Genomic DNA, 25,964 nt, shown 5'->3' on the forward strand with positions numbered 1-25,964 from the left:
GTGTTGTCGTCGTTGCTGGCCGCGGCGATGCGCGAGGCCCGGCTGTCGGCGGGAATTTCCAGCGACGCCGGCATCAAGGAACGGGCGGCCTCGAGCTTTGCCGAGATCGTGCGCGCGGAAGCGCGCCGGATCCGGCTCGGCATGGGATAGCTCGCCACCATCGGCGCGACCTCGCCGTTCGTCGGACTGTTCGGCACGGTGTGGGGCATCATGAACAGCTTTATCGGCATCTCGAAATCGCAGACCACCAATCTTGCGGTCGTCGCACCCGGGATCGCCGAGGCGTTGCTGGCGACTGCGTTCGGCCTGGTCGCGGCGATCCCGGCCGTCATTATCTACAATCATTTCACGCGGGTGACGAAAGGCTATCTCGAACTGGTTGGCCGGTCGTCGGGGGCCGCGGGGCGATTGCTGTCGCGCGATCTCGATCGCACCCATGTCAGTTCCTCTGGCGGCGCGCATTCGCGCGCGGCGGAGTAGACCATGGGCACATCGATCGCGGAACCCGACCTCGATGACGACGCCGATTTCGCCGAATCGCACGAGATCAACGTCACGCCGTTCATCGACGTCATCCTCGTTCTCCTGATCATCTTCATGGTGGCGGCGCCGCTGTCGACGGTCGATCTTCCGATCGATCTGCCGTCGTCGACCGCGACCCCGCAGAAAAAGCCGGACAAGCCGACCTATGTCAGCATCAAGCCGGATCTGGCGGTGGCGATCGGGGAGAACCAGGTCAAGCGCGTCGATCTGGTCCGCACGCTCGACGCGATGGCGGACGCGAACAAGGATCGCTTTATTTTTCTGCGCGCCGATCGCGCCGTGCCGTATGGCGAATTGATGGATGTGCTGGAACTCCTGCGTGCGGGCGGCTACGCGAAAATCAAGCTGGTGGCGCTGGAGGGAGTGCCCGATAGCGCTGGAACAAGCGCCGCGCCCGAAGGCGCCAAACCATAATTTCTCAAGCCTTGAGTGGCCGATATAACGCGATGACCGACTTCGACACCGAACCAAAACCCTCCCGGCAGCTGTGGATTTTCGCAGCCGTGATGGCGGTTGTGCTTCACGTCGGGGGCGGCGCGCTGGCACTCGTGCATCTGCAGAACGATGATCCCGATGATTCCGTCGGGGCGTCGGCGATCGAGATCGGGCTTGAGATGACGTCGCCCCATCTTGAAGCCACCGATCTGCCGCCGGGGCCGGATGTCGATGCTTCGGTCGCGTCACCAGCGCTCGCTGAACAGAAGGCCGAGGTCAAGGAGACCGACCTGCCGAAGGAAATGCCCACCGAGACCGAAGATCCCGATCGGGTGGTGACGCAGAACGATGCACACAAGCCCAAGCAAGACGATTCGGAAATTGCCAAGGTGCAAACCTCCGCCTCGATGGAATCGGTCGCCGCCGAGGCCACCGCGACACCCAGCTCCATGGCCATTCCGGAAGGGCCGCGGTCGGTAGCGCCGGCGCAGGGCACCGGCGAGAGCGCGCAGCGCCTCCGGGTGACCTGGCAAAAGGAGCTGGTCGCCCATCTGGACAAGCACAAGCGTTATCCGGCGGAACGTTCGCAGAAGACCGCCGAGATCATCGTCAGCTTCTCGCTGGACCGGATGGGTCATGTTCTCTCGACCAGCATCGTCAAGGGATCGGGCGACGCGGCTTTCGACGAAGCGGCACTGGCGATGGTGCGAAAATCCGATCCGGTGCCGCAGCCGCCACCGCTGGTCGCCGACGAGGGATTGAATTTCACCCTGCCGGTGATCTTCCGGGTCAAGGGGCAGCACGGCTGAAGACGGACTTGAAAATGCCCGGCGACGGTTTGCCGGGCAGCTTCGCAAGCTCGTGGTCCGAGATCGTAGTCAGAGATCAGCTTTTCTTCACCATCGGGCACACGCTCTTCTCAAGCGGGAGAAAAGCTTCATCCGCCGGAATGGTGGCGATGAGCTTGTAGTAGTCCCATGGGTATTTCGACTCCGAGGGCTTCTTCACCTCGAACAGATAGGCCGGGTGGATCTTGCGGCCGTCCGCGCGGATCGAGCCCCGGCCAAACAGCGGATCGTCGGTCGGCATTTCCTTCATCTTGGCGACGACCGCGCGGCCATCGTGCGGATTGCCGCCGAGCGCCTCGAGCGCCTTGAAGTAATGGATCAGCGACGAATACACCCCGGCCTGAACCATGGTTGGCGGGTTCTTCTTGAACCGCTCGTTGAAGCGCCTGGTGAAGGCCCGCGTCTTGTCGTTCAGGTCCCAGTAGAACGTCTCGGTGAAATTGAGGCCCTGCGCGACGTTGAGCCCGAGCGCGTTGACGTCGCTGATGAACATCAGCATGCCCGCGAGCTTTTGCCCGCCGGCCACGATGCCGAACTCCGCCGCCTGCTTGATTGCATTGGTGGTGTCGCCGCCGGCATTGGCCAGTCCGATGATTTTCGCCTTCGAGCTCTGCGCCTGCAGCAGGAACGAGGAGAAGTCGGCATTGTTGAGCGGGTGCTTGACGCCGCCAAGCACCTTGCCGCCATTGGCGATGACGACCGCGCTGGTATCACGCTCGAGCGCCTGTCCGAACGCGTAGTCCGCGGTCAGGAAGAACCAGGTATCGCCGCCCGACTTGACCAGCGCCTTGCCGGTGCCGTTGGCCAGCATGTAGGTGTCGTAGACCCAGTGCACGGTATTCGGCGAGCACTGCGAGCCCGTGAGATCCGACGATGCCGAACCCGAGTTCAGGTTGACGACGTTTCTTTCCTTGGCGACGTTGGCAACGGCGAGGCCGACGCCGGAACTGGCGAGATCGACAAACACATCGACCTTCTCGACGTCGATCCATTGCTTGGCGATGTTGGCGCCGACGTCAGGCTTGTTCTGGTGATCGGCCGAGATCAGATCGATCTTCCAGCCCTTGGCCAGCAGCCCGGAATCCTCGATCGCCATTTGCGCGGCGACGCTCGAGCCCGGGCCGCCGATATCCTGATAGAGACCGGATTGATCGCCGAGACTTCCGACCTTGACGATTTTGTCGAGCCTGTCCTGTGCGAGCGCGCCGCCGGCGCTCACGACAGCGATGGTCAGCGCCGGGGCAGCGATCAATAGGGCCGCGATCAATCGGTTCATTTCCCCCTCCAAATGCTGTTTTAATGTTTTGGCCATTATGGCCGGCCTTGCGCGCGCCGCATAGCCGATGCCAGTGCGGCGAATTCGCCGGGCGGATTCGATGCGGGGGGGTCTGAATGAACCTGGCGGGCGACCGCTATCTTCGAACTGTCAGCGCAGAAAATACCGGAACCCGGTATAGACGACGACCAGGCAGGCAAAGATCAGGGCCACGGGAAGCCGGGGTTTCGCGTCCGGACCACCAGCGGTTTTGGACCGCGGCGGTGGCGGACGCTTGAAGGCGGTGACGTTGTCCGTCACCTGACCGACCGGATGCGCCTTGACATCGGGCGCTTCGCCGACGCCGCCCATCTCGGCATAGTAGCTGCGATAGATGAGATTGATGGCGGCGTCGGTCGCCTGCGCCTCGGTCATTTCCTTGAGCAGTTTCTGATAGCTTACCAGGAAGGTCTGGGCTTCCGCGGGCAGCGACGAGGCACCATTCAGTTTTGCCATCATTTTCCAGGTCGCAAAATCCGCGCGGGCCCTGGTATCGGCGCGTCGCGCGATCATCATGTCCGCTGCTTTGATCAAAATGGCCTCTGCGCTTTCCGGCGGGTTTCTCTGGAGATGGAGGGCTACGCGTTACCGGTTACCACGAGGATGAGCCGGAGCACATAACCGGTCATGGTTCGCAGTATCGCCGAAATAACATCAAGATTTAGACCGAACTGCGAACCGGCCAGCGGAAGCAGGATCAGAATTCCGATCAGGATCAGCATCCCGTACGGCTCCAGCCGGGCCAGCGGCGCCGCCAGCATCGGGGGCAGCAGCCCGACCGCGACCCGCCCGCCGTCCAGCGGCGGAATCGGGAGCATGTTGAAAATCGCCAGGATGACGTTGATGACAAGCGCGTTTTTGAGGTTGTCGGCGAGCCACTGCGCCGCACTTTCGGGCACGTAGTCGACGACATGAAACGCCGTCGCCGCGAACAGGGCCAGCGCGATATTGGTGGCAGGTCCGGCCAGCGCCACCCAGACCATGTCGATCCGCGGGTTGCGCAAGGCGCGGAAATTCACCGGCACCGGCTTGGCGTAGCCGAACAGAAACGGCGAGTGGGACAACAGCAGGATTGCCGGCATGATCAGGGTGCCGAACGGATCGATGTGCCGCAGCGGATTGAAGCTGACGCGGCCCCGGTCCCAGGCGGTGTTGTCGCCGAAATGATGCGCGACAAAGCCGTGGGCGGCCTCATGGAAGGTAATGGCGATGATAAGCGGCAATACCCAGACCGAAACCTCGTAGAGGGTGGTGTTCACGGATCATCCTGACCGGTTAGCCGACAGGCTAGGGCGCCCGCTCCGGATAGTGTGGTAGTCCGTCGTCGAGCTTAACCCAATCGATTTTTTCGCAGACCCAGATATGTTCGGTCGGGGTGAATGCGTTGCGGTCATCGAATGTCGCAAGGGCGACGCCGGCGGCCGTGCCGTTGGTTCGCCAGGAAAACAGCCGGGTACCGCAGGTTTTGCAGAAAACCCGGTCGATCGCTTTGGACGAGGCATAGCGGGCGGTGTCGCCTTCGACCGTTAGAGCATCCTGGGCGAACAGCGCGCGGGCATAAAACGGCGATCCCATCGCCTTCTGGCAGTTGCGGCAGTGACAGACGCGGACATTGACCGGCTCGCCCTTGGCCTTGAACCGGACCGCGCCGCACAAGCATCCGCCTTCCCTGATCATGGTGGCTCCACTACGGACTTTAATAGGTCGCCCGGCCGCCGGAAATATCGAACACCGCGCCGGTGGAGAAGGCGCAATCTTCCGAGGCCAGCCACGCCGCCATCGCCGCGAGTTCTTCCACCAGCACGAAACGGCCCTTCGGAATCTTCGACAGCATGAAGTCGATGTGCTGCTGCGTCAGCTGGTCGAAGATCGCGGTCTTGGCCGCGGCGGGGGTTATGGCGTTGACGGCGATATCGTAAGCCGCCAGTTCCTTGCCGAGCGATTTTGTGAGTGCGATCAGGCCGGCTTTCGAGGCTGAATAATGCGCGGCGTTGGGATTGCCTTCCTTGCCGGCGATCGAGGCGATGTTGACGATGCGGCCGTATTTCTGCTGGACCATCGAGGGCACGATCGCCTTGCAGCAGATGAAGGGCCCGTCGAGATTGATGCGCAGCACCTTGCGCCATTCCTCGAGGTCGGTTTCCCATACCGTCTTGTTGATACCGGCGATCCCTGCATTGTTGACGAGGATGTCGATCTTGCCGAGCGCGGCAAGCGTCGCGTCGCGCGCCTTTTCAACGGCGGCGAGATCGGATACGTCGACCTTGAACGCGGTGACAGCGGCGCCGATTTCCCTGGCGGTCTTTTCGGCCAAAGGCTGGTCATGATCCCAGATCGCGACCCTGGCGCCTGATGCGACGAAGCGCTCGGTGATGGCACGCCCAAAACCCTGCGCGCCACCGGTGACGACGGCGCAGCGGCCGTTCAAATCGATCTTGTTCATGGATATGTTCCTTTAATCAAAGCGTCCAGCCGCCGTCGATGACATGCGCGACGCCCGTGGTGAACGCACTCTCATCGCTGGCGAGATAGACCGCGAGCAGGGCGATTTCTTCGGCGGTGCCGAGCCGCCCCATCGGCTGCCGGCTCACGAACATTTCGCGGCCGCCGGGACCCGCGGCGGCGGCGCGGTTCAGCATCGACGGCGTCTCGATGGTGCCGGGGCAGATGCAATTGCAGCGGATGCCCTTGGTGATGAAATCGGCGGCGACCGCGCGGGTCAATGCCGCGACCGCGGCCTTGGTCGCGCCGTAGACGTAGCGATTGGGCGCGGCCTTGAACACGCCGGCGGCCGACGAAATGTTCACGATCGAGCCATGGCCTCGTTCCAGCATGCCCGGCAGGAATGAGCGGATGGTCCGGTGCATCGACTTGACGTTGAGGTCGAACGAAAAATCCCAGTCTTCATCGGAACAGTCGAGCACGGTACCGTTGTGCACGAAACCGGCGGCGTTGAGCAGGATGTCGACCTTGCCGACGCGTTTTGCCATTTCGGCGACCGCGCCGCTGTCGCGCACGTCGAGCCGCGCCACTTCCGACACGCCGTCTTTGGAAAGCAGCGCCAGGCCTTTTTCGTCGATGTCGGTGGCAAACACCGTGGCGCCCTCGCGCGCAAAGGCGACGGCGCAGGCGCGGCCAATTCCCACGGCGCCGGCGGTGACGAATGCGCGTTTGCCTTTCAGCCGGTCTGACATGTTTTTCTCCCTGGATTATCGTCGGTTATTTCTGGTCATACGCGGGCTTGACCCGCGTATCCATCCTCTTTTGAAGAATGATGGATTGCCGGGTCAAGCCCGGCAACGACGATGCGGTTTGCGTCAATGATTATCCCTGGCCACGCCGACCTGGCCGGCGATGTCGTGATAGCGCGTCGCGAATTCCATGCAGGCGCCGGTGGCCTGCTGGCCGACGGTGGAGCGATAGAGTTCCTGCCACGGCGTCTGGTTGGCCGGATAGGGGAAGCCGCCCTTGGCTTTCAGGTCGGCATGGCGGCGCTTCAGTTCCTCATCCGAAATAAGGATGTTGGCGCTGCCCTTGTTCAGATCGATGCGAACCATGTCGCCGGTTTTGAGGATGGCGAGCCCGCCACCGGCGGCGGCTTCCGGCGTCGCATTGAGGATCGACGGCGAGCCTGAGGTGCCGGACTGGCGGCCATCGCCGATGCAGGGCAGGGACAGGATGCCGCGCTTGATGAGGGCGGCGGGCGGCTGCATGTTCACAACCTCGGCGCCGCCGGGATAACCGATCGGACCGGTGCCGCGCACGAACAGGATACAATGCTCGTCGATATTGAGCGCGGCATCGTCGATCCGGTGGTGATAATCCTCCGGGCCCTCGAACACGATGGCGCGGCCCTCGAACGCGTTCGGATCCTTGGGGTTGATCAGATAGCGGTCGCGGAATTCCTTGGAGATCACGCTGGTCTTCATGATCGCGGAATCAAACAAATTGCCGCGCAGCACCAGGAAGCCGGCGTCCTTGACCAGCGGTTTGTCATAGCTCCAGATCACGTCGCCGTCGGGCTTTGGGGCATCGCGGCAGTTGTCGCCCATGCTGCGGCCATTGACGGTCAAGGCGTCTTCGTGGATGCGCTTGTGCGCCATCAGTTCGCGTACCACCGCAGGCACGCCACCGGCGCGATGATATTCCTCGCCGAGATAGAACCCGGCCGGCTGCATGTTGACCAAGAGCGGAATGGCGTGGCCAAATTTCTGCCAGTCGTCGATCGTGAGCTCGACGCCGATGTGGCGGGCGAGCGCATTGATATGGATCGGCGCGTTGGTCGAACCGCCGATCGCCGAATTGACCACGATGCAATTTTCAAATGCCTTTCGGGTCAGGATATCGGAGGGCTTCAAATCCTCCCACACCATCCCGACAATGCGCGTGCCGGTCTCGTAGGCGATCTGGCCGCGCTCGCGATAGGGGGCGGGGATCGCGGCGCAGCCCGGCAGCGACATGCCGAGCGCCTCGGCCAGTGAGTTCATGGTGGAGGCGGTGCCCATGGTGTTGCAATGGCCGACCGACGGCGCCGACGAGGCCACGATGTTCATGAACTCGTCATAGTCGATCTCGCCGGCGGCCAACCGCTCCCGCGCTTTCCAGACTACGGTACCGGAGCCGGAGCGCTCGCCATTGTGCCAGCCGTTCAGCATCGGTCCGCCCGACAGCACGATGGCCGGCATGTTGACGGTTGCCGCGGCCATCAGGCAGGCGGGGGTGGTTTTGTCGCAGCCCGTGGTCAGGACCACGCCGTCCAGCGGGTATCCGAACAGGATTTCGACCAGTCCGAGATAAGCGAGGTTGCGATCGAGCGCGGCGGTCGGGCGCTTGCCGGTCTCCTGGATCGGATGCATCGGAAATTCCATCGCGATACCGCCGGCGGCGCGGATTCCTTCCCGGACCCGGTGCGCCAGTTCGAGGTGATGGCGGTTGCACGGCGATAGGTCGTTGCCGGTCTGCGCAATGCCGATAATCGGCTTGCCGGATTGCAACTCGTGCCGGGTCAGGCCGTAATTGAGGTAGCGCTCGAGGTAGAGCGCGGTCATTCCGGGGTTGTGGGGGTTGTTAAACCACTCGCTGGAACGGAGTTTGCGCCGGGTGACACCGGCAAGCGGCTTGTTCATGGGTTCTCCCGCAGCGCACACGCCTTATTTTTGTGCGTCATTTTGGTATGGGCAGCCAATGTTTGCATGTCATCGCGCGCTTCGCAACGTTCGCGGCCAAGACTAATGGCCAAGACTAATGGCCAAGACAAACGGCCAAGACCAACTCCTACGACTTTGATCCAACGACATCACCGAAAAAGTCTGGTAAGACCCCGGTCAAATCAAAGAAGACCGCGGTATTCGCCGCGGGCTAGGGTTGTATTCGGGAGGGTATTTATGTCGTCGGTGCAGATTCGCGATGTGCGAAAATCGTTTGGCGGCTTTGAAGTCCTGCACGGCGTGTCGATTCCGATCGAGGACGGCGCTTTTGTCGTGCTGGTGGGCCCCTCCGGCTGCGGCAAATCGACCTTGCTGCGGATGCTCGCCGGGCTCGAAAACATCACGTCCGGGACGATTTCAATCGGCGATCGCGTCGTCAACAATGTCCAGCCCAAGGAGCGCGACATTGCCATGGTGTTCCAGAATTATGCGCTCTATCCGCATATGACGGTCGCCGACAATATGGCGTTTTCGCTCAAGCTGCGCGGCGCGAGCGCTGACGAGATCAACAAGGGCGTCAAGCGCGCCGCGGAAATTCTGGCGCTGACGCCGCTGCTCGATCGCTATCCCCGGCAATTGTCGGGCGGACAGCGCCAGCGCGTCGCGATGGGGCGCGCTATCGTGCGCGATCCGCAGGTGTTCCTGTTCGACGAGCCGCTGTCGAACCTCGACGCCAAGCTGCGGGTGGCGATGCGCACCGAAATCAAGGAACTGCATCAGCGGCTCCGGACCACGACGGTCTATGTGACCCATGACCAGATCGAAGCCATGACCATGGCCGACAAGATCGTGGTGATGCACGACGGCATCGTCGAGCAGATCGGCACACCTTTGGACCTTTACGATCGGCCGGATAACCAGTTCGTCGCGAGTTTCATCGGCTCACCGGCAATGAATTTCCTCAAGGGCAAGCTCAAGGTAAACGGCAGCGCCGGTTTCGAGGGCCCCAACGGCGTCAAACTGCCGCTCAAGTCGGCGCCTGCCAATTCCGACGGCCGGGCCGTGGTCTACGGCGTGCGGCCCGAGCACTTCACCATCGCGGACGATGGCGCGGAAGCCGAGATCGTGGTGGTGGAACCGACCGGGTCGGAGACCCAGGTGTTTGCCAAGCTTGGCGGCGAGCAGGTCGTTGCCGTGTTCCGCGAACGTCATCAGTTCAAGCCGGGTGACAAGGTCCGGCTGAAGCCGGACCCGGCGCTGGTGCATCTGTTCGACGAGGCGACCGGCAAGCGATTATAAATTCTCAAAAAACGATTGGTCGAAGAAGAGCCAATGAAACAGGGAGCATGCGGACGATGAGTAATTTCACACCGGATCGGCGGTCTTTGCTCAAGGGCGGCGGCACGCTGCTCGCGGCCGCGGCCACCATGTCGAGCGAGCAATTGCTGGGCTTGGCGAAGGCATGGGCGCAGAGCGCGCCGTGGAAGCCGGAAGCGGGTGCCAAGATCAACATGCTGCGCTGGAAGCGCTTCGTTGAAGCCGAGGACGTCGCCTTCATGAAGATCGTCGATGCCTTCCAGAAGGCGACCGGCGTGACCATCAACGTCTCCAACGAATCCTATGACGACCTCCAGCCCAAGGCGTCGGTCGCCGCCAACACCGGGCAGGGCCTCGATCTGGTCTGGGGTCTCTACTCGCTGCCGTTCCTGTTCCCGAGCAAATGCACCGACATGACCGATGTCGCCGATTACCTCGGCAAGAAATGCGGCGGCTGGGCTCCGTCGGGCCAGGCCTACGGCCAACTCGACGGCAAGTGGATCGGCATTCCCGTTGCGGCCACCGGCGGTCTGGTGAATTACCGCGTCGCTGCTGCCGAAAAAGCCGGCCACAAGGAATTTCCCAAGGACCTCGGCGGCTTTGCCGATCTGGTGAAGGGCATGAACAAGAACGGCACGCCGGCCGGGATGGCGCTCGGACACGCTTCGGGCGACGCCAATGGCTGGCTGCATTGGGCGCTGTGGGCCCATGGCGGCAATCTGATCGACAAGGACAACAAGGTCGTCCTCAATTCACCGGAGACCGCCAAGGCGCTCGAATACGTCAAGGGACTTTATGCTGATTTCATTCCCGGCACCGCGTCGTGGAATGACAGTTCCAACAACAAGGCGTTCCTGGCGGGGCAGCTTCACCTGACCGTCAACGGCATTTCGATCTATGTCACGGCCAAGAAGGAAAATCCGCAAATCGCCGAGGATATGAATCACGCCCATCTGCCCGCGGGTGTGGATGGCAAGACCAGGGAACTGCATCTTGGTTTCCCGATCCTGGTGTTCAATTTCACCAAGTATCCGCAGGCCTGCAAGGCGTTCACCGCATTCATGCTTGAACCGGAGCAGTACGATCCCTGGATTGGAGCGGCGCAGGGATATCTTTCACCCTTCCTGCTCGATTACACCAAGAATCCGATCTGGACCGCCGATCCCAAGAATACGCCGTACCGCGACGTGGCCGTGACCGCGCAAACACCGGCGGGCGTCGGCCAGATGGGTGAGAATGCCGCCGCCGCGATTGCCGACTTCGTCCTGGTCGACATGTTCGCTAATTACTGTACCGGAAGCGAAGATCTGCAGACGGCGATGAAGTCGGCGGAACGTTCCGCCAAGCGCATCTTCCGATAGGTGAGATCGCCGGCGCGCGTTTGCGGGCCGGCTTGTTTCTGTGGGAAATCTGGGCGACGCTCGGCTTGGGACAAGCGAAGAGCAGGGCGTCGTTTTCGGATCTGGATTTGGAGCGAAATGAGTACCCTTCAGACATCGGTGCCGGTGCAGGCGGCCGGAATTGATACGCGGTCGCTGTGGGAGCGGCTGCGGACCAACCGCAACTGGGTGGCGCTGTGGTTCATGCTGCCCGCGGCGGCATTTCTCATCCTGTTTCTGGCTTATCCCCTCGGCCTCGGCGTCTGGATGAGCTTCACAGATGAGCGTATCGGCCGCCGCGGCGTTTTCATCGGCCTCGAGAATTACCAGTGGCTGTGGGACGACGCCATCTTCTGGCTCTCGGTGTTCAACACGTTGCTCTACACGATCGTCGCCAGCGCGATCAAATTTGCAATCGGTCTCTATCTAGCCTTGCTGTTGAACCGGCATATGCCGTTCAAGGCGGTGATCCGCTCGATCGTCCTGATCCCGTTCATCGTGCCGACCGTGCTCTCGGCGATCGCATTCTGGTGGATCTACGATAGTCAATTTTCGATCATTTCGTGGTCGCTGATCAAGCTCGGCCTGATCGACCACAACATCAATTTCCTCGGCGATGCGAATCTGGCGCGCGGCAGCGTGATTTTCGCCAACATCTGGCGTGGCGTGCCCTTTGTCGCGATCACGCTGCTGGCCGGCCTGCAGACGGTGTCGCCCTCGCTGTACGAGGCGGCGACGCTGGACGGCGCCACCAACTGGCAGCGCTTCCGCTTCATTACCTATCCGCTGTTGACCCCGATCATCGCGGTGGTCATGACCTTCTCGGTGCTGTTCACCTTCACCGACTTCCAGTTGATCTGGGCGCTGACGCGCGGCGGTCCGGTCAATGCCACGCATCTGATGGCCACCCTGAGCTATCAGCGCGGTATCATCAGTGGCCGGCTCGGCGAGGGCGCCGCGATCGCCACCGCGATGATTCCGTTCCTGCTCGCGGCGATCGCGATTTCATGGTTCGGCATGCAGCGCCGGAAATGGCAGCAAGGATCGAACAATGACTGATTCCGCGCTGCCATCGAAGGTGCCGGTCGCCAGCCAGAGCGACGAAAGCGACGGCATGAGCTATCTGGAGTCGTTGCCGCGCCGCGTGGTGACGCTCTATATACCGCTGTTCGTGATCCTGATCGTGCTGCTGTTTCCGTTCTACTGGATGGCGCTGACGTCGATCAAGCCGGACGAACAGCTGATCGACATGAACAAGTACAACCCGTTCTGGGTGATCCATCCGACCTTCAAGCATATCAGCAAGCTGTTGTTCGAGACCCAATATCCAAGGTGGCTGTGGAACACGATGTATGTCGCGGTCGGGGCCACGACGCTCTCGATCATCGCCAGCGTGCTGGCGGCCTACGCCATCGTGCGCCTGAGGTTCAAGGGCGCGGATACCGTCGGCGTGCTGATCTTCTTTGCTTACTTAGTGCCGCCGTCGATCCTGTTCATTCCGCTGGCCTCGGTGATCCAGGCCTACGGCCTGTTCGACTCGCCGCTGTCGCTGATTCTCGTTTATCCCACGCTGCTGATTCCGTTCTCGACCTGGCTCTTGATGGGATATTTCAAGACCATTCCCTACGAGCTTGAGGAATGCGCGCTGATCGACGGCGCGTCGCGCTGGCAGATCCTGACCCGGATCATCGTGCCGCTGGCGATACCCGGAATGATTTCGGCTTTCATATTCTCCTTCACGCTGTGCTGGAACGAATTCATCTACGCGCTCACCTTCCTGCAATCGACCCCGAACAAAACCGTGCCGGTCGCGATCGTGAACGAGTTCGTCGACGGCGATATCTATAAATGGGGTTCGCTGATGGCGGGCGCGCTGGTCGGCTCGCTGCCGCTGGTCATCCTCTACGCGTTCTTCGTCGAGCATTACGTGTCGGCGATGACCGGAGCCGTGAAAGAGTAGGCGCGCGGGCCCGCGGCGATCAATCAAGAACAAGAAGGAGTTGGGTCTTGCATATTCTGGTTCTGGGCGCGGCCGGCATGGTCGGCCGCAAATTGACCGAGCGGCTGCTGCGCGACGGGCATCTCGGCAAGCGCGACATCACCCGCATGACGCTGCAGGATGTCGTCGCGCCCGCCAAACCCGAAAAATCAGGTTTTCCGGTCGAGACCGTGACCTGCGATTTCGCGGTCCCCGGCGCGGCCGAAAAACTGGTCGCCGATCGTCCCGATGTGATTTTTCATCTGGCGGCGATCGTCTCCGGCGAGGCCGAACTCGATTTCGACAAGGGCTACCGCATCAACCTCGACGGCACCCGGATGCTGCTCGATGCCATCAGGATTATCGGCGGCGGCTACAAGCCCCGGGTCGTATTCACCTCGTCGATCGCGGTGTTCGGCGCGCCGTTTCCCGACGCCATCGGCGACGAGTTCTTTCAGACGCCGCTGTTGAGTTACGGCACCCAGAAGGCGATCGGGGAACTGCTGCTGGCGGACTATTCGCGCCGCGGTTTCATGGACGGCATTGGTATCCGGCTGCCGACCATCTGCATCCGCCCCGGTCTGCCCAACAAGGCCGCGTCCGGGTTCTTTTCCAACATCCTGCGCGAACCGCTGGCCGGCAAGGAAGCGATCCTGCCGGTATCCGAGGAGGTCCGGCACTGGCATGCCTCGCCGCGCTCGGCGGTCGGTTTCCTGATCCATGCGGCGACCATGGATAGCGCGACAGCGGGGGCGCGCCGCAATCTCACCATGCCCGGCCTGTCGGCCACGGTCGGCGAGGAGATCGCCGCGTTGAAGCGGGTGGCCGGCGACAAAGTGGCGGCGCGGATCAGACGCGAGCCGGATCCGTTCATCATCGGCATTGTCGATGGCTGGCCGCGCAATTTCGATGCCAGGCGGGCGGTGACGCTCGGCTTCACCACCGCCGAAAAGACCTTCGACGACATCATCCGGATTCACATCGAGGACGAATTGGGTGGTAAGTTCGCCGCCTGATCTTTTGCCGACATCTAATGAGGAGAACGACCATGACCGCCAGCATCGTCGGATGGGCCCATACGCCGTTTGGCAAGTTCGATACCGAAACCGTCGAGAGTCTCATCGTCCGTGTGGCGACCGACGCGATGGCCGATGCCGGGATTTCCGCCGCCGATGTCGATGAAATCGTGCTCGGACATTTCAACGCCGGGTTCTCGCCGCAGGATTTCACGGCTGCGCTGGTGCTGCAGGCCGATCCGCTGCTGCGGTTCAAGCCGGCAACGCGCGTCGAAAATGCCTGCGCCACCGGGTCGGCCGCCGTGCATCAGGGCGTTCGCGCCATTGCGGCGGGCGCGGCGAAAATCGTGCTGGTGGTCGGCGTCGAGCAGATGACGCGGACACCGGGGCCGGAGATCGGCAGGAACCTGCTGCGCGCATCGTATTTGCCGGAGGACGGCGATACCCCCGGCGGTTTCGCCGGTGTGTTCGGCAAGATTGCGCAGGCCTATTTCCAGAAATATGGCGACCAGTCCGACGCGCTGGCGATGATCGCGGCCAAGAATCACAAGAACGGCGTCGCCAATCCCTATGCGCAGATGCGCAAGGATTTCGGTTACGAATTCTGCCGCTCCGAAAGCGAAAAGAATCCGTTCGTGGCAGGTCCGCTGAAGCGCACCGACTGTTCGCTGGTCTCGGACGGCGCGGCGGCGCTGGTGCTGACGGATTCCGAGACCGCCAAATCGATGGGCAAGGCCGTCAACATCCGGGCGACCGCGCATGCCCAGGATTTCCTGCCGATGTCGAAGCGCGACATCCTGCAATTCGAAGGCTGCACCGTGGCATGGCAGCGCGCGCTGCAATCCGCCGGCGTGCAGCTTTCCGATCTGTCCTTTGTCGAAACCCACGACTGCTTCACCGTCGCCGAGCTGATCGAATATGAGGCGATGGGATTGACGCCGCGGGGGCAGGGCGCGCGCGCCATCAAGGAAGGCTGGACCCAGAAGGATGGCAAGCTGCCGATCAATCCGTCCGGTGGATTGAAGGCCAAGGGGCACCCGATCGGCGCCACCGGCGTTTCCATGCATGTGCTGAGCGCGATGCAACTATTGGGTCAGGCGCCCGAGGGCATGCAGATCAGGGATGCCAAGCTCGCAGGCATCTTCAACATGGGCGGGGCTGCGGTCGCCAATTACGTCTCGCTGCTGGAGCCCGCGAAGTAAGCGGCTTGAAATGCCGAGGGCCTGAGCGATGAACGTCGCCGAATGGCTGGCGGCATCGGCGCGGCTTCGCCCCGATGCGCCGGCGCTGCTGACCGGATTCGACCTCGATGCCGACTACGCCACCTTTGCACGGCGGGCCGCGGCGATCGGTGCGGCGTTGTCGCGCGACTATCACATCGCGCCCGGCGACCGCGTCGGCCTGTTCGCGACCAATTGCACGCAATATCTCGAATGCCTCTACGGGATCTGGTGGATCGGCGCTGTCGCGATCCCGATCAATGCCAAGCTGCACGGACGCGAGGCGGCCTGGATCTGCGGCGACGCCGGCGCCAAACTGACGTTCGTTTCCGACGATACGGTCGAGGCATTGGCGGAGGTTGAGGGCGATCTGCCGGCTGCGATGAAAATGCTGTCGGTCGACAGCGATGTCTACCGCGCGATGCGCGAAAGCGAAGGCGCGCCGAGGCCGTTGCCACGTGAGGAAAATGATCTCGCCTGGCTGTTCTATACCTCGGGCACCACCGGCCGCCCCAAGGGGGTGATGCTGAGCCACGGCAATCTGGTGGCGATGTCGCTATGCTATCTCGCCGATGTCGATCAGGCGATGCCGCACGATGCGTCGCTCTACGCCGCGCCGATCTCCCACGGGGCGGGCCTTTATAACTTCCCGCACGTCCGCATGGGCGGACGGCACGTCATTCCCGAATCCGGCGGCTTCGATCCGGATGAAGTGCTCAATCTTGGCCGGCAGCTCGACAATGTCGTGATGTTCGCCGCCCCCACCATGGTGCGGCGTCTGGTCGATGCCGCCAAACGCCGCGGCGAGACCGGCGAGGGCATTCGCACCATCATCTATGGCGGCGGACCGATGTATCTCGCCGATATCCGGGACGCGATCGCGACCATGGGTCAGCGTTTTGTGCAGATCTATGGCCACTGGAGCGCCTGGCCTCGGTCGGGCCGGCGCAAAGCGTGATGTCGGTTCGCATCACAGATGCGGATGGAACGCTGCTTCCATCGGGCGAGACCGGAGAGGTCGAGGCCAAGGGCGCCGCGGTGATGCTCGGCTACTGGAACAACCCCAAGGCCAATGCCGAGACCCTCAAGGACGGCTGGCTGCGCACCGGGGATGTCGGACGGCTGGATGAGGATGGCTTCCTGACGCTGTCGGATCGTTCCAAGGACGTGATCATTTCGGGCGGCACCAACATCTATCCGCGCGAGGTCGAGGAGGCGCTGTTGACGCATCCGGATGTCTGCGAGGTTTCGGCGATCGGCGTACCTGACCCGGACTGGGGCGAGATCGTGGTCGCCTGCGTGGTGCTGGAACCGGGCGCCGTAGCCGACGACGTCAGGCTGGACGCGCACTGCCTGGCCTCGATCGCGCGCTTCAAGCGGCCCAAGCGCTACGTCTATCTCGAGGCGTTGCCGAAGAACAATTATGGCAAGGTGCTGAAGACGGAACTGCGGGTGATGATGGGGAACTCGTAGCAAGCCGTAGGGTGGGCAAAGGCGCGTTGGCGCCGTGCCCACCACTTTTTACGTGTTTTGATGCGTGGTGGGCACGCTTCGCTTTGCCCACCCTACGAAGTCCCATTACGCATGCCCCCATACGCTGGCCGCCCTTGATCTTGCCGACGGCCTGCCGTTACTAGACTGCAGAAAATGGCGGGAACCAATATCGCGCCGTCGCCGGGAGCGAACCGAACCATGGGACCACTGGAGGGCATCAAGGTCGTCGACATGACGACCGTGCTGATGGGGCCCTATGCCACCCAGATGCTCGGCGATTATGGCGCCGACGTCATCAAGGTCGAAACACCTGACGGCGACGTGACGCGGCTGATCGGGCCGACCCGCCATCCCGGCATGGGTCCGGTGTTTCTCAACACCAACCGCAGCAAACGCAGCATCTGCCTCGATCTGAAAAAGCCGGCGGGCCGCGACGCGGTGCTGCGGCTGATCGCATCCGCCGATGTGCTGGTCTACAATGTCCGTCCGCAGGCAATGGCGCGGCTGCAGCTCGGCTACGACGTGGTCTCGAAGATCAATCCGCGCCTGGTCTATGCCGGCGTGTTCGGCTTCGGCCAGGACGGGCCCTATGCCGCCAAGCCCGCCTATGACGATCTGATCCAGGGCGCGACCGCGCTGCCCGCGCTGATGGCGCAGACCAGCGACGGAGTTCCGCGCTATGTCCCGAATGCGCTGGTCGACCGTATCGTCGGGCTCACGGCGGTCGGCGCGATCTGCGCCAGCCTCGTGCACCGCGACCGCACCGGGCGCGGCCAGCGCGTCGATATTCCGATGTTCGAGACCATGGCGGGTTTTGTGATGGGCGATCACATGGGCGGCCTGACCTACGAGCCGCCGCTGGACAAAGGCGGTTACGCGCGGCATCTGTCGCGCGACCGGCGACCCTACAAGACCTCGGATGGCTACATCTGCGTGATCGTCTATAACGACAAGCAGTGGGAGAATTTCTTCAAGGCCACCGGCCGCGATGATCTGCGTAGCGATCCCAGATTCGCGACCTTTGCCGGGCGCGCCGTCAATATCGACATGGTCTACGCTGAACTCGCCCGCATCTTCGAGACGCGCACCACGGCGCAGTGGACTGAACTGCTTACCACGGCCGATGTCCCGGTCATGCCGATGCACGATCTCGAGAGCATCCTGCGGGATCCGCATCTGGTCGCGACCGAGTTCTTTCCGGTGGTCGAGCATCCGAGCGAAGGCCCAATCCGCAGCATGAAAGTGTCCGCCACCTGGTCGGACACGCCGGTCGAGGCGGCGCGGCTGGCGCCGCGGTTGAACGAACATGGTGCCGAGATTTTGCACGAAGCCGGATTTTCCGCAGACGAGATCGCCGCCTTGGTGCGCGACGGTGTCACCATAGCGGCGCCCAACATCGCAACGGATTGAGACGCATGGATTTCGCGCTGACCGCCAACCAGGAATCGATCCGCGACGCGGTCGGGAAAATCTGCGCGCGCTTCGACGATGGCTATTGGCTGAAGAAGGACAAGGAGGGCGGTTTTCCCGCCGACTTCCACAAGGCGCTGGCGGACGCCGGCTGGCTCGGCATCTGCATTCCCGAGGCCTATGGCGGCTCAGGTTTGGGCATCGTCGATGCCGCGATCATGATGCGGACGATCTCGGAGTCCGGCGCCGGCATGTCCGGCGCCTCCGCCGTCCATATGAATGTGTTCGGGCTCAATCCGGTGGTGGTGTTCGGCAATGATGAGCAATGCCGGCGGATGCTGCCGCCGATTGTCTCAGGCAAGGAGAAGGCCTGCTTCGCGGTCACCGAACCCAACACCGGCCTCAACACCACTCAGCTCAAGACCCGCGCGGTTCGTACCGGCGACAAATACGTGGTCAACGGCCAGAAGGTCTGGATCTCCACCGCGCAGGTCGCGGAAAAGATTCTGTTGCTGGCGCGGACCACGCCGCTGGAAGAAGTGAAAAATCCGACCCACGGCCTCAGCCTGTTCTATACGGATTTTGATCGCAGCCGCATCGCCGTTCATGAAATCGAGAAGATGGGCCGCAAGGCCGTCGATTCCAACGAGCTGTTCATCGAGAATTTTGAAATTCCGCTCGAAGATCGCCTCGGTGAGGAAGGCCGTGGCTTCGAATATATTCTGCACGGCATGAATCCGGAACGCATCCTGATCGCAGCAGAGGCTGTCGGGTTGGGCAAACTGGCGCTGTCGCGCGCCGCGGCCTATGCCAAAACCCGCAACGTATTCAACCGTCCGATCGGCAAGAACCAGGCGATCCAGCATCCGCTGGCGAAGAACTGGATGGAGCTGGAGGCGGCCTGGCTGATGACGCTATCGGCGGGCTGGCAATACGATCAGGGCCTGCCCTGCGGGCCGGCGGCCAATGCCGCCAAATATCTCGCCGGCGAAGCCGGTTATCACGCCTGCGAGCAGGCGGTGATGACCCATGGCGGCTTCGGCTACGCCAAGGAATTCCACGTCGAGCGTTATCTGCGCGAATCCCTGATCCCGCGCATCGCGCCGATCAGTCCCCAGCTCATTCTCAGCTTCATTGCCGAGAAGGTGCTGGGCCTGCCGAAGTCGTATTGAGGGCTGGTTGAGATGGCGCGGGTTGTGAGTTTTCGGTCGTCATTCCGGGGCGCATCGAAGATGCGAACCTCAGATGTGCACAGCACATCGGGGAATCTCGAGATTCCGGGTCTGCGCCAAGGGGCGCATCCTGGAATGACGAAATCCAGCGAAATTCTCTCACCATGAGCTTCATCACCGGCGTTGGACTGACGGCATTCGGCAGGCATGAGGGCTCATCGTCGCTCGACCTCATGAGCACGGCCGCCGACCTCGCGATATCGGATGCCGGCCTGAAACGCGCTGATATCGACGGCATCCTCTGTGGCTACAGCACCGTCGCGCCGCACATCATGCTCGCGACTGTCTTCGCCGAGCACTTCGGCATTCGGCCGGCCTATGCGCATGCGGTGCAGGTCGGCGGTGCGACAGGCCTGGCGATGACGATGCTGGCGCATCATCTGGTGGAGTCGAACGTTGTCCGGCATGTGCTGGTGGTGGCGGGCGAGAACCGGCTGACCGGCCAGAGCCGTGACGCCTCGATCCTGGCGCTGGCGCAGGTCGGTCATCCCGACTACGAAGTGCCGCTGGGGCCGACCATTCCGGCCTATTATGGCCTGGTCGCATCGCGCTACATGCATGAATATGGTTTGACGCAAGAGGATCTCGCCGAATTCGCGGTGCTGATGCGGCGCCACGCGCTGATGCATCCCGGCGCGCAATTCCACGACGCGATCACGGTCGCCGATGTCATGCAATCGAAGCCGGTGGCGCTGCCGCTCAAATTGCTGGATTGCTGTCCGGTATCCGATGGCGGTGCGGCCTTTGTCGTCAGCCGGGAACCTACCGGCGAGACCGGCGTGCGTGTGCGCGGCTGCGCGCAGGCGCATACCCATCAGCATGTCACGGCGGCGCCGGCTCTGAGCGAATTCGGCGCCGAGATCGCGGTCGCGCGCGCCAAGGCCGCATCCGGTGTCGCGATGTCAGATGTGCGCTATGCAGCGGTCTATGACAGCTTCACCATCACGCTGGCGATGCTGCTGGAAGACCTCGGTCTCGCCGGGCGCGGCGAGGCGGCGGCGCAAGTGAGGGCGGGGCATTTTGGCCGTGACGGCACGATGCCGCTCAACACCCATGGCGGGCTTCTCAGTTACGGCCATTGCGGCGTCGGCGGTGCGATGGCGCATCTGGTTGAAACCCATCTGCAGATGACCGGGCGCGCCGGTAACCGCCAGGTACGCGACGCCTCCGTCGCGCTGCTGCACGGCGATGGCGGCGTATTGTCCTCGCATGTCAGCCTGTTTCTGGAGCGCACGCGATGAGCGGCAGCAAGCAAGCCCTTGCGGACTGGACCACGGGCGCCGAGGCGATCAGCTATCAATCCTGTTCGGCCTGCGGCACGCCGCAATATTTCCGCCGTCGCTTCTGCGCCAGTTGTGGGGCAGCGGACCCGGAACAAAAATACGCCAGCGGCAAGGGGACGGTCTATGCCACCTCGCTGGTGTGCCGCGCGGCCACGCCGGAAACCCGCGCCCATGTTCCCTACAACATCGTTCTGGTCGATACCGCCGAGGGCTTTCGCATGATGGCCCATGGCGATAGCGATCTTGCCATCGGCGACGAGGTGACCGCGCGATTTGTGCCGTTCGCCGGTCGCCTCATTCCCCATTTTACAAGGACAACATCATGAGCCGTCTCAAGGCTGCGCTGGATCCGCGCTCGATTGCCATCATCGGCGCATCGGAAAATCCCAATAAGGTTGGCGGGCGTCCGGTGCATTACCTCGACAAGTTCGGCTTCAAGGGCAGGATTTTCCCGATCAATCCGTCGCGGTCGGAAGTGCAGGGGCACAGATGCTACAAGAGCCTCTCCGATTTACCCGAAGCGCCCGAAATGGTGATCGTCGCGGTGGCCGGCGACAACGCCATCGGTGTGGTGGAAGAGTGCGCCGCGCATGGCGTCAAGGTCGCCGTGGTAATGGCCTCGGGCTTTGGCGAAGTCGACGCGGTCGCGGGCAAGGCGAAAGAGCGGCGGATGGTCGAGGCCGCGCACAGAGCCGGCATGCGCATCGTCGGCCCCAATTCGCAGGGGCTGGCCAATTTCGGTACCGGCGCGATCGCGAGCTTCTCCACCATGTTCATGGACATGGACCGGTCGGAAGGGCACGTCGCGATGCTGAGTCAGAGCGGCGCGCTCTCAACCGTGCCGGTCGGGTTCTTACGCCAGCGCGGCATCGGCGTCCGCCACACCCATGCCACCGGCAACGATGCCGACATTACCGTCGGCGAACTCGCGGTCGCGGTCGCCGAGGATCCCGAGGTCAAGCTGCTGTTGCTGTATCTCGAAAGCATTCCTGAGAAGAAATATCTGGAAGAACTCGCCGCCGTCGCCCTCGACCGTGATCTTCCGATCATCGCGCTGAAATCCGGCCGCTCCGAAGCCGGGCGGCAAGCGGCGCAATCGCATACCGGCGCGCTCGCCAACGAGGATCGCGTGGTCGATGCCTTCTTCGAGCATCACGGCATCTGGCGCGCGCCGGATATGCGCGGTCTGGTCGAGGCCACCGAGCTTTACCTCAAGGGCTGGAAACCCAGGGGCAGGCGGCTCGTGGCCATCAGCAATTCCGGCGCGGTCTGCGTCATGACGGCGGATGCGGCGACCGCCGTCGGCATGCCGATGGCGAAGCTGGCGGATGAAACCGACAGGAAGCTCAAGGGCATCCTGCCGAGTTTTGCGACCACGACGAATCCGATCGACCTGACGGCGGCACTGCTGTCCAACAGCCGGCTGTTCGGCGACATCCTGCCGGTGATCGCGGAGGACCCTGCCGCCGACGCCTTCCTGATCGGCGTTCCCGTTGCCGGGCCCGGCTACGACGTCGAGGCGTTCGCCCGAGACGCGGCGGCCTTCGGCAAACAAACCGGCAAGCCGCTTGTGATCGCCGCGACGCAACGCAGTGTCGCCGATCAATTCGCGGCGGAAGGCTCGTCGGTATTTCCGACCGAGACCGAAGCGGTCACGGCGCTGCACCAGTTCCTGGCGCATCGCGAGCTGATGGCGCGCACCCGCGCGCGCCAGGCGATCCGCGGCAACGACACCACTCCGTCCAGCCTGCCGACTTCGTCGGCGGCGACAACAATGCTCAACGAAGCCGACAGCCTCGCATTGCTGGCCGCGCGCGGCATTCCGGTGGTGCCGCATCGCTTGTGCCGCTCGCGCGCCGAGGCCATCGCCGCATTCGAGACCATCGGCGGCCCGGTCGTGGTCAAGGGGTGTTCGGCCGATATCGCGCACAAGTCGGAGCTTGGTCTGGTGAAGCTCGGCGTCAGGACCCGCGAGGAGGCCGGCGAGATCTGGGCGCAGATGGAGGAAATCATCCGCAAGCACGGGGCCCGGTTCGACGGCGTCATCATCGCGGCGATGGCCGGCGGCCGGCGCGAAATCATGATCGGCGCGCATCGCGATCCCGTGTTCGGCCCCGTGGTGGCGGTCGGTGATGGCGGCAAATATGTCGAGATTTTCCGCGATACCACGCTGCTGCTGCCGCCGTTTTCGCTAGGCGACGCCAGGGAGGCGCTCGGCAAATTGAGGATCGCGCCGCTATTCGCCGGCGTGCGCGGCGAACCGCCGATGGATGTCGATGCGCTTTGCGACGCCGTCGTCAGGATCGGCGAATTGATGCTCGATCCCGCGGCCAAAGTAATGAGCCTCGACCTTAATCCGGTGTTGCTCGACAGCGCCGGCAAGGGCTGCGTCGTTGTCGATGCCGTGGTGTTTCAGGGCTAGATCCCTGTTCAGAACAACGGCGCCGTAAGCGGAGGTTGGGTGCTTCGTCGCCTCCGCGCCTCGCAGGCAGTTGTCATCGCCAGTAAAACACAAAGCTGGCGATGACAAGCATAGCCGTCACCGCCAGCGTCTGCGCAAGCACCTCCGAGGCTGCCCTCTTGGTGGCTTCCTTCATGTATTCTCCCTAGACTCGGGCGCGATTCATCGTGGCCTGCGAAGGCCCGACGACCGATATATTTGTTACTCGGAACACCCCACGACGAGTATCCGCTTTGACGAGTCCCCACTCAGCGAATATCGACCATCCCAAGGTCGAACAGCAATGCGGCGGCATTTTGGCTCGCATGCAGCCGGTTTATGCGCGGGAGATGGAATTTTGAAAGCGATTTTCTGGCGCAATGGCTGGCCCGGCCCGAGCAGGCTGTTGATCCCTTGTCGTCAGCTCGATACTCTTTCAGATGGAACCTGCTATTCAACAAAGCAGATTGAACAATCTCGGAACCCCAAGGTGAATTATGGCCCGCATCGATTATTGCGATACTTCGAAATCGAATGAACGCACCCGCGAAATCCTGGGCAAAAACCGCAACGCCAATATCTTTCGGATGATGGCGCATTCGCCGAGTTATTTTGAGCAATATTGCCGTCTCGGCGGCGCGATCCGCCACCGTGGCGAATTGGATCCGGTGGTGCGGGAACTCGCGATCACGCGGACGGGGATTCTGTGCGAGGCGCCCTATGAGATCGTCGCGCACAAGCGCATCGGCAAGAACGTCGGGGTGACCGACGAACAGAACGCGGCGCTGGAGGACTGGGAGCCCGCGACCTGCTTCAACGAGCTGCAGCGCGCGGCGCTCGCCTTCACCGACGAAATCGTCGCGCTGCGCCGCCCGACTGACGCCACGTTCAACGCCATCGCGGCCAAGCTGACGCCGGCGGCGCTGGTCGAACTGCAGCTCTCGGTCGGCTTCTACATCATGACGTCGAAGTTCCTGGAAACTTTTGGTATCGACATGCAGCCGGTGACGGAAGTGGTTGGGTAGCGCGCGCGTTCGTCAGTTCGCGGTCAGCAAATTCACCCTGGCGTTGGCCACGATCAGGCGGTCGGCGAGCAATTGCGCGAGATTGCGCATGATGCGTTCGCCGGTGCGCGGATGCTCCTCGCGAAAGCGCTGAAAATCGCGCAGCGGCACTTCAAGAGCGGTGACGGAATTGTCGGCCAGCACATCGGCCGAGCGGTGCGTCTCAAACAGCGCCATCTCCCCGAACGCCATGCCCGCGGCGATGGTCGCGAGCCGGATACCGTCGGGCAGTCTGACGTGGACGACGCCGCTTATGAGAAAGAACAGCGAGGTCGCGGGTTCGGCTGTGGCGATGATCCGCTGTCCCCCTTGATAGGTTCTGATCGTGCCCAGCGCGGCAAGCCGCGCGAGGTCGTCCGCGGTCAATCCTGCCAGCAGCGGCTGCTCGGAAAGTTCGGTAACCTCCACGGACTCGATGACGCCGCCGTGCCGGTAGACGATCTGGTCCTCGGCCCATTCGATGGCCTCGTCGAGCAGATGGTAGTTACGCAAATTCGACACGCCCTTGACCCATTCGCCGAGCGGTTGCCATTCCGCCGAAGAACGCTTGATGCCGGAGATGATCGCGGTCACATGGAACAAGGCCAGTTCGCGAAGGCCCTCGGCGAGCAGGCGGGCGCCGGCGCGCGTCATCGCCGCGACCCGGCGCAGGTCGAAGATAATGAATTGCGGGCGCGGCTTTGTTCCCAGCTGACGCGAAACATAGTCGACATTGGCAAAGGTCAGCGTGCCCACCAGTTCGATGATCCGGACATCGTGGTGATGGGCGGCAAGGATTTTCTGCTCATGCGGACGCCGGCTGCGTCGTGAGGCGCTGTTTCCGATGTTGTAGTCGGCGATGATGCTGTTGCGGGCATCGTCGCTGCGATTGAGCATATGCAGGTCGTAGTGCAGCGACAGCGCCTCGCAGACCTTGATGCCGCGCACGCTGTTGCCGTGGCTGTCGAGCCGGGGCGAATAGCTGCCGAGCCCGAGCCGCGCCGGCAACGCCGCCAGAATGCCGCCGCCGACCCCGCTCTTGGCGGGAATGCCGACGCGATAGATCCATTCGCCGGCATAATCATACATGCCGGAACTGGTCATTACCGAGAGCGTGCGCGAGATCGCGTAGGGGGTCAGCACCTGTTCGCCGGTCACGGGATTGATGCCGCGATTGGCCAGCGTCGCCGCCATGATCGCGATGTCGCGCGCCGTCACCAGCACCGAGCATTGCCGGAAATAGACCTCCAGCACCGCACTGACATCATCCTTGATGACGGTGGAGTTGCGCAGGAGATAGCCGATCGCGCGGTTGCGGTCGCCGGTGGCATTTTCCGAAGCATAGACGGCTTCGTCGATGCCAAGCTCGCGCCCGGCAAACCGGCCGAGCGCCTGACGGATATAGTCGAAGGCGCCGTCGCCCTTGGCCTGCCGAATAAGCCCTGAACAGGCGATGGCGCCGGCATTGACCATCGGATTGAAGGGATGATTGTCGGCGTTGAGGCGGATCGAGTTGAAAGGATCGCCTGACGGCTCGACGCCGATCTCGCTTTCGACCCTTGCTGCGCCAAGCGTATCCAGCGCCAGCGCGAACACGAATGGCTTCGACATCGACTGGATCGTGAAGGGAATCCGGGTATCCCCGACCTCGTAGACATGGCCGTCGATGGTGGCGAGGCTGATGCCGAAATGATCGGGATCGGCCTTGCCGAGTTCGGGGATATAGTCGGCAACGGCCCCGCCGTTCTCCGAGGCGAAATCCGCGTGGCAGGCAGTGAGGAACCGCAGCAAAGGCGGCTTGGCGGCGGCCCAGTCCGCGGCCTTGTGAGAAGGCGCCGAGCGCAAGCTGTTCATGTCCGGTCCT

22 protein-coding genes and 2 pseudogenes are annotated in these 25,964 nt (G+C 62.7%); 16 read left to right on the top strand and 8 right to left on the bottom strand.

Going from position 1 to position 25,964, the window contains the following annotated elements:
* From exbB to ABR948_RS17160, 3 genes and pseudogenes are all read left to right on the top strand, one after another.
* Positions 1-480 (top strand): annotated as a pseudogene (exbB, locus tag ABR948_RS17150) (tonB-system energizer ExbB); the annotation flags it as partial.
* Positions 481-483: 3 nt separating this feature from the next.
* Positions 484-957 (top strand): TonB system transport protein ExbD, encoded by a 474-nt coding sequence (gene exbD / locus ABR948_RS17155; protein WP_428119972.1) that lies wholly within the window; start codon positions 484-486, stop codon positions 955-957.
* 32 nt (positions 958-989) lie between these two features.
* Positions 990-1,787: a TonB family protein gene (locus ABR948_RS17160; protein ID WP_428119974.1), complete on the top strand. Its 798-nt coding sequence runs from the start codon at positions 990-992 to the stop codon at positions 1,785-1,787.
* Positions 1,788-1,863: 76 nt separating this feature from the next.
* Here ABR948_RS17160 and ABR948_RS17165 read toward each other — a convergent pair whose 3' ends face one another.
* The 7 genes from ABR948_RS17165 to ABR948_RS17195 all read right to left on the bottom strand — a co-directional run bounded on the left by ABR948_RS17165 (position 1,864) and on the right by ABR948_RS17195 (position 8,267).
* Complete coding sequence (locus ABR948_RS17165; protein WP_428119976.1) at positions 1,864-3,102, bottom strand: ABC transporter substrate-binding protein; 1,239 nt, start codon at positions 3,100-3,102, stop codon at positions 1,864-1,866.
* 150 nt (positions 3,103-3,252) lie between these two features.
* Positions 3,253-3,675 carry a hypothetical protein gene (locus ABR948_RS17170; RefSeq protein ID WP_428119978.1) on the bottom strand — a complete coding sequence of 141 codons (423 nt, stop codon included), beginning with the start codon at positions 3,673-3,675 and terminating at the stop codon, positions 3,253-3,255.
* A 44-nt stretch (positions 3,676-3,719) separates the two neighbouring features.
* Positions 3,720-4,400 carry a site-2 protease family protein gene (locus ABR948_RS17175; protein WP_428119980.1) on the bottom strand — a complete coding sequence of 227 codons (681 nt, stop codon included), beginning with the start codon at positions 4,398-4,400 and terminating at the stop codon, positions 3,720-3,722.
* 28 nt (positions 4,401-4,428) lie between these two features.
* Positions 4,429-4,818 (bottom strand): GFA family protein, encoded by a 390-nt coding sequence (locus tag ABR948_RS17180; protein WP_428119982.1) that lies wholly within the window; start codon positions 4,816-4,818, stop codon positions 4,429-4,431.
* 19 nt (positions 4,819-4,837) lie between these two features.
* Positions 4,838-5,584, bottom strand: coding sequence for an SDR family NAD(P)-dependent oxidoreductase (locus tag ABR948_RS17185; protein ID WP_428119984.1), 747 nt, complete (start codon positions 5,582-5,584; stop codon positions 4,838-4,840).
* Between the two features lie 16 nt (positions 5,585-5,600).
* On the bottom strand, positions 5,601-6,335 hold the full coding sequence (locus ABR948_RS17190) for an SDR family oxidoreductase (RefSeq protein WP_428119986.1): 735 nt from the start codon (positions 6,333-6,335) through the stop codon (positions 5,601-5,603).
* Between the two features lie 123 nt (positions 6,336-6,458).
* The gene (locus ABR948_RS17195) at positions 6,459-8,267 is read right to left on the bottom strand and encodes an IlvD/Edd family dehydratase (RefSeq protein ID WP_428119988.1); all 1,809 of its coding nucleotides are present in this window, start codon (positions 8,265-8,267) and stop codon (positions 6,459-6,461) included.
* A gap of 258 nt (positions 8,268-8,525) precedes the next feature.
* On the opposite strand from ABR948_RS17195, the gene ABR948_RS17200 reads away from it, so the two are divergent.
* The 13 genes and pseudogenes from ABR948_RS17200 (at position 8,526) to ABR948_RS17260 (ending at position 24,082) form a co-directional block, all read left to right on the top strand.
* Entirely contained in the window at positions 8,526-9,587 is a 1,062-nt protein-coding gene (locus ABR948_RS17200) for an ABC transporter ATP-binding protein (RefSeq protein ID WP_428119990.1), read from the top strand.
* A gap of 56 nt (positions 9,588-9,643) precedes the next feature.
* A complete protein-coding gene (locus ABR948_RS17205; protein ID WP_428119992.1) occupies positions 9,644-10,966 on the top strand; it encodes an ABC transporter substrate-binding protein in 1,323 nt (440 codons plus the stop codon).
* Between the two features lie 117 nt (positions 10,967-11,083).
* On the top strand, positions 11,084-12,043 hold the full coding sequence (locus tag ABR948_RS17210; RefSeq protein WP_428119994.1) for a carbohydrate ABC transporter permease: 960 nt from the start codon (positions 11,084-11,086) through the stop codon (positions 12,041-12,043).
* Positions 12,036-12,944, top strand: a complete 909-nt coding sequence (locus tag ABR948_RS17215) for a carbohydrate ABC transporter permease (RefSeq protein WP_428119996.1) — start codon at positions 12,036-12,038, stop codon at positions 12,942-12,944. Before ABR948_RS17210 ends, ABR948_RS17215 begins: the two co-directional genes overlap by 8 nt.
* 47 nt (positions 12,945-12,991) lie before the next feature.
* A complete protein-coding gene (denD, locus tag ABR948_RS17220) occupies positions 12,992-13,978 on the top strand; it encodes a D-erythronate dehydrogenase (RefSeq protein WP_428119998.1) in 987 nt (328 codons plus the stop codon).
* Positions 13,979-14,010: 32 nt separating this feature from the next.
* The gene (locus ABR948_RS17225; protein ID WP_428120000.1) at positions 14,011-15,180 is read left to right on the top strand and encodes an acetyl-CoA acetyltransferase; all 1,170 of its coding nucleotides are present in this window, start codon (positions 14,011-14,013) and stop codon (positions 15,178-15,180) included.
* Positions 15,181-15,208: 28 nt separating this feature from the next.
* Positions 15,209-16,671: pseudogene (locus ABR948_RS17230) on the top strand (class I adenylate-forming enzyme family protein).
* Between the two features lie 219 nt (positions 16,672-16,890).
* Positions 16,891-18,102, top strand: coding sequence for a CaiB/BaiF CoA transferase family protein (locus ABR948_RS17235; protein WP_428120002.1), 1,212 nt, complete (start codon positions 16,891-16,893; stop codon positions 18,100-18,102).
* A 5-nt stretch (positions 18,103-18,107) separates the two neighbouring features.
* The gene (locus ABR948_RS17240; protein WP_428120004.1) at positions 18,108-19,274 is read left to right on the top strand and encodes an acyl-CoA dehydrogenase family protein; all 1,167 of its coding nucleotides are present in this window, start codon (positions 18,108-18,110) and stop codon (positions 19,272-19,274) included.
* A gap of 164 nt (positions 19,275-19,438) precedes the next feature.
* On the top strand, positions 19,439-20,575 hold the full coding sequence (locus tag ABR948_RS17245; RefSeq protein ID WP_428120006.1) for a thiolase family protein: 1,137 nt from the start codon (positions 19,439-19,441) through the stop codon (positions 20,573-20,575).
* Positions 20,572-20,943, top strand: coding sequence for a Zn-ribbon domain-containing OB-fold protein (locus ABR948_RS17250; RefSeq protein WP_428120008.1), 372 nt, complete (start codon positions 20,572-20,574; stop codon positions 20,941-20,943). Before ABR948_RS17245 ends, ABR948_RS17250 begins: the two co-directional genes overlap by 4 nt.
* Positions 20,940-23,039 (top strand): acetate--CoA ligase family protein, encoded by a 2,100-nt coding sequence (locus ABR948_RS17255; RefSeq protein WP_428120011.1) that lies wholly within the window; start codon positions 20,940-20,942, stop codon positions 23,037-23,039. The genes ABR948_RS17250 and ABR948_RS17255 overlap by 4 nt, the downstream gene beginning before the upstream one ends.
* A 515-nt stretch (positions 23,040-23,554) precedes the next feature.
* The gene (locus tag ABR948_RS17260) at positions 23,555-24,082 is read left to right on the top strand and encodes a carboxymuconolactone decarboxylase family protein (protein ID WP_428120013.1); all 528 of its coding nucleotides are present in this window, start codon (positions 23,555-23,557) and stop codon (positions 24,080-24,082) included.
* Positions 24,083-24,094: 12 nt separating this feature from the next.
* Here ABR948_RS17260 and glsA read toward each other — a convergent pair whose 3' ends face one another.
* Positions 24,095-25,954, bottom strand: a complete 1,860-nt coding sequence (gene glsA / locus ABR948_RS17265) for a glutaminase A (protein WP_428120015.1) — start codon at positions 25,952-25,954, stop codon at positions 24,095-24,097.
* Positions 25,955-25,964: the final 10 nt, after the last annotated feature.

The organism is Bradyrhizobium sp. (assembly GCF_050014615.1).
In the GTDB taxonomy this organism is placed as follows: Bacteria; Pseudomonadota; Alphaproteobacteria; order Rhizobiales; family Xanthobacteraceae; genus Bradyrhizobium.

What these genes read in the sequence shown, in the direction of transcription:
- exbD (WP_428119972.1), top strand. Translation starts at nt 484, where the DNA reads ATGGGCACATCGATCGCGGAACCCGACCTCGATGACGACGCCGATTTC.
- ABR948_RS17160 (WP_428119974.1), top strand. Translation starts at nt 990, where the DNA reads ATGACCGACTTCGACACCGAACCAAAACCCTCCCGGCAGCTGTGGATT.
- ABR948_RS17165 (WP_428119976.1), bottom strand. Translation starts at nt 3,102, where the DNA reads ATGAACCGATTGATCGCGGCCCTATTGATCGCTGCCCCGGCGCTGACC.
- ABR948_RS17180 (WP_428119982.1), bottom strand. Translation starts at nt 4,818, where the DNA reads ATGATCAGGGAAGGCGGATGCTTGTGCGGCGCGGTCCGGTTCAAGGCC.
- ABR948_RS17185 (WP_428119984.1), bottom strand. Translation starts at nt 5,584, where the DNA reads ATGAACAAGATCGATTTGAACGGCCGCTGCGCCGTCGTCACCGGTGGC.
- ABR948_RS17190 (WP_428119986.1), bottom strand. Translation starts at nt 6,335, where the DNA reads ATGTCAGACCGGCTGAAAGGCAAACGCGCATTCGTCACCGCCGGCGCC.
- ABR948_RS17195 (WP_428119988.1), bottom strand. Translation starts at nt 8,267, where the DNA reads ATGAACAAGCCGCTTGCCGGTGTCACCCGGCGCAAACTCCGTTCCAGC.
- ABR948_RS17200 (WP_428119990.1), top strand. Translation starts at nt 8,526, where the DNA reads ATGTCGTCGGTGCAGATTCGCGATGTGCGAAAATCGTTTGGCGGCTTT.
- ABR948_RS17205 (WP_428119992.1), top strand. Translation starts at nt 9,644, where the DNA reads ATGAGTAATTTCACACCGGATCGGCGGTCTTTGCTCAAGGGCGGCGGC.
- ABR948_RS17210 (WP_428119994.1), top strand. Translation starts at nt 11,084, where the DNA reads ATGAGTACCCTTCAGACATCGGTGCCGGTGCAGGCGGCCGGAATTGAT.
- ABR948_RS17215 (WP_428119996.1), top strand. Translation starts at nt 12,036, where the DNA reads ATGACTGATTCCGCGCTGCCATCGAAGGTGCCGGTCGCCAGCCAGAGC.
- ABR948_RS17225 (WP_428120000.1), top strand. Translation starts at nt 14,011, where the DNA reads ATGACCGCCAGCATCGTCGGATGGGCCCATACGCCGTTTGGCAAGTTC.
- ABR948_RS17235 (WP_428120002.1), top strand. Translation starts at nt 16,891, where the DNA reads ATGGGACCACTGGAGGGCATCAAGGTCGTCGACATGACGACCGTGCTG.
- ABR948_RS17240 (WP_428120004.1), top strand. Translation starts at nt 18,108, where the DNA reads ATGGATTTCGCGCTGACCGCCAACCAGGAATCGATCCGCGACGCGGTC.
- ABR948_RS17245 (WP_428120006.1), top strand. Translation starts at nt 19,439, where the DNA reads ATGAGCTTCATCACCGGCGTTGGACTGACGGCATTCGGCAGGCATGAG.
- ABR948_RS17250 (WP_428120008.1), top strand. Translation starts at nt 20,572, where the DNA reads ATGAGCGGCAGCAAGCAAGCCCTTGCGGACTGGACCACGGGCGCCGAG.
- ABR948_RS17255 (WP_428120011.1), top strand. Translation starts at nt 20,940, where the DNA reads ATGAGCCGTCTCAAGGCTGCGCTGGATCCGCGCTCGATTGCCATCATC.
- ABR948_RS17260 (WP_428120013.1), top strand. Translation starts at nt 23,555, where the DNA reads ATGGCCCGCATCGATTATTGCGATACTTCGAAATCGAATGAACGCACC.
- glsA (WP_428120015.1), bottom strand. Translation starts at nt 25,954, where the DNA reads ATGAACAGCTTGCGCTCGGCGCCTTCTCACAAGGCCGCGGACTGGGCC.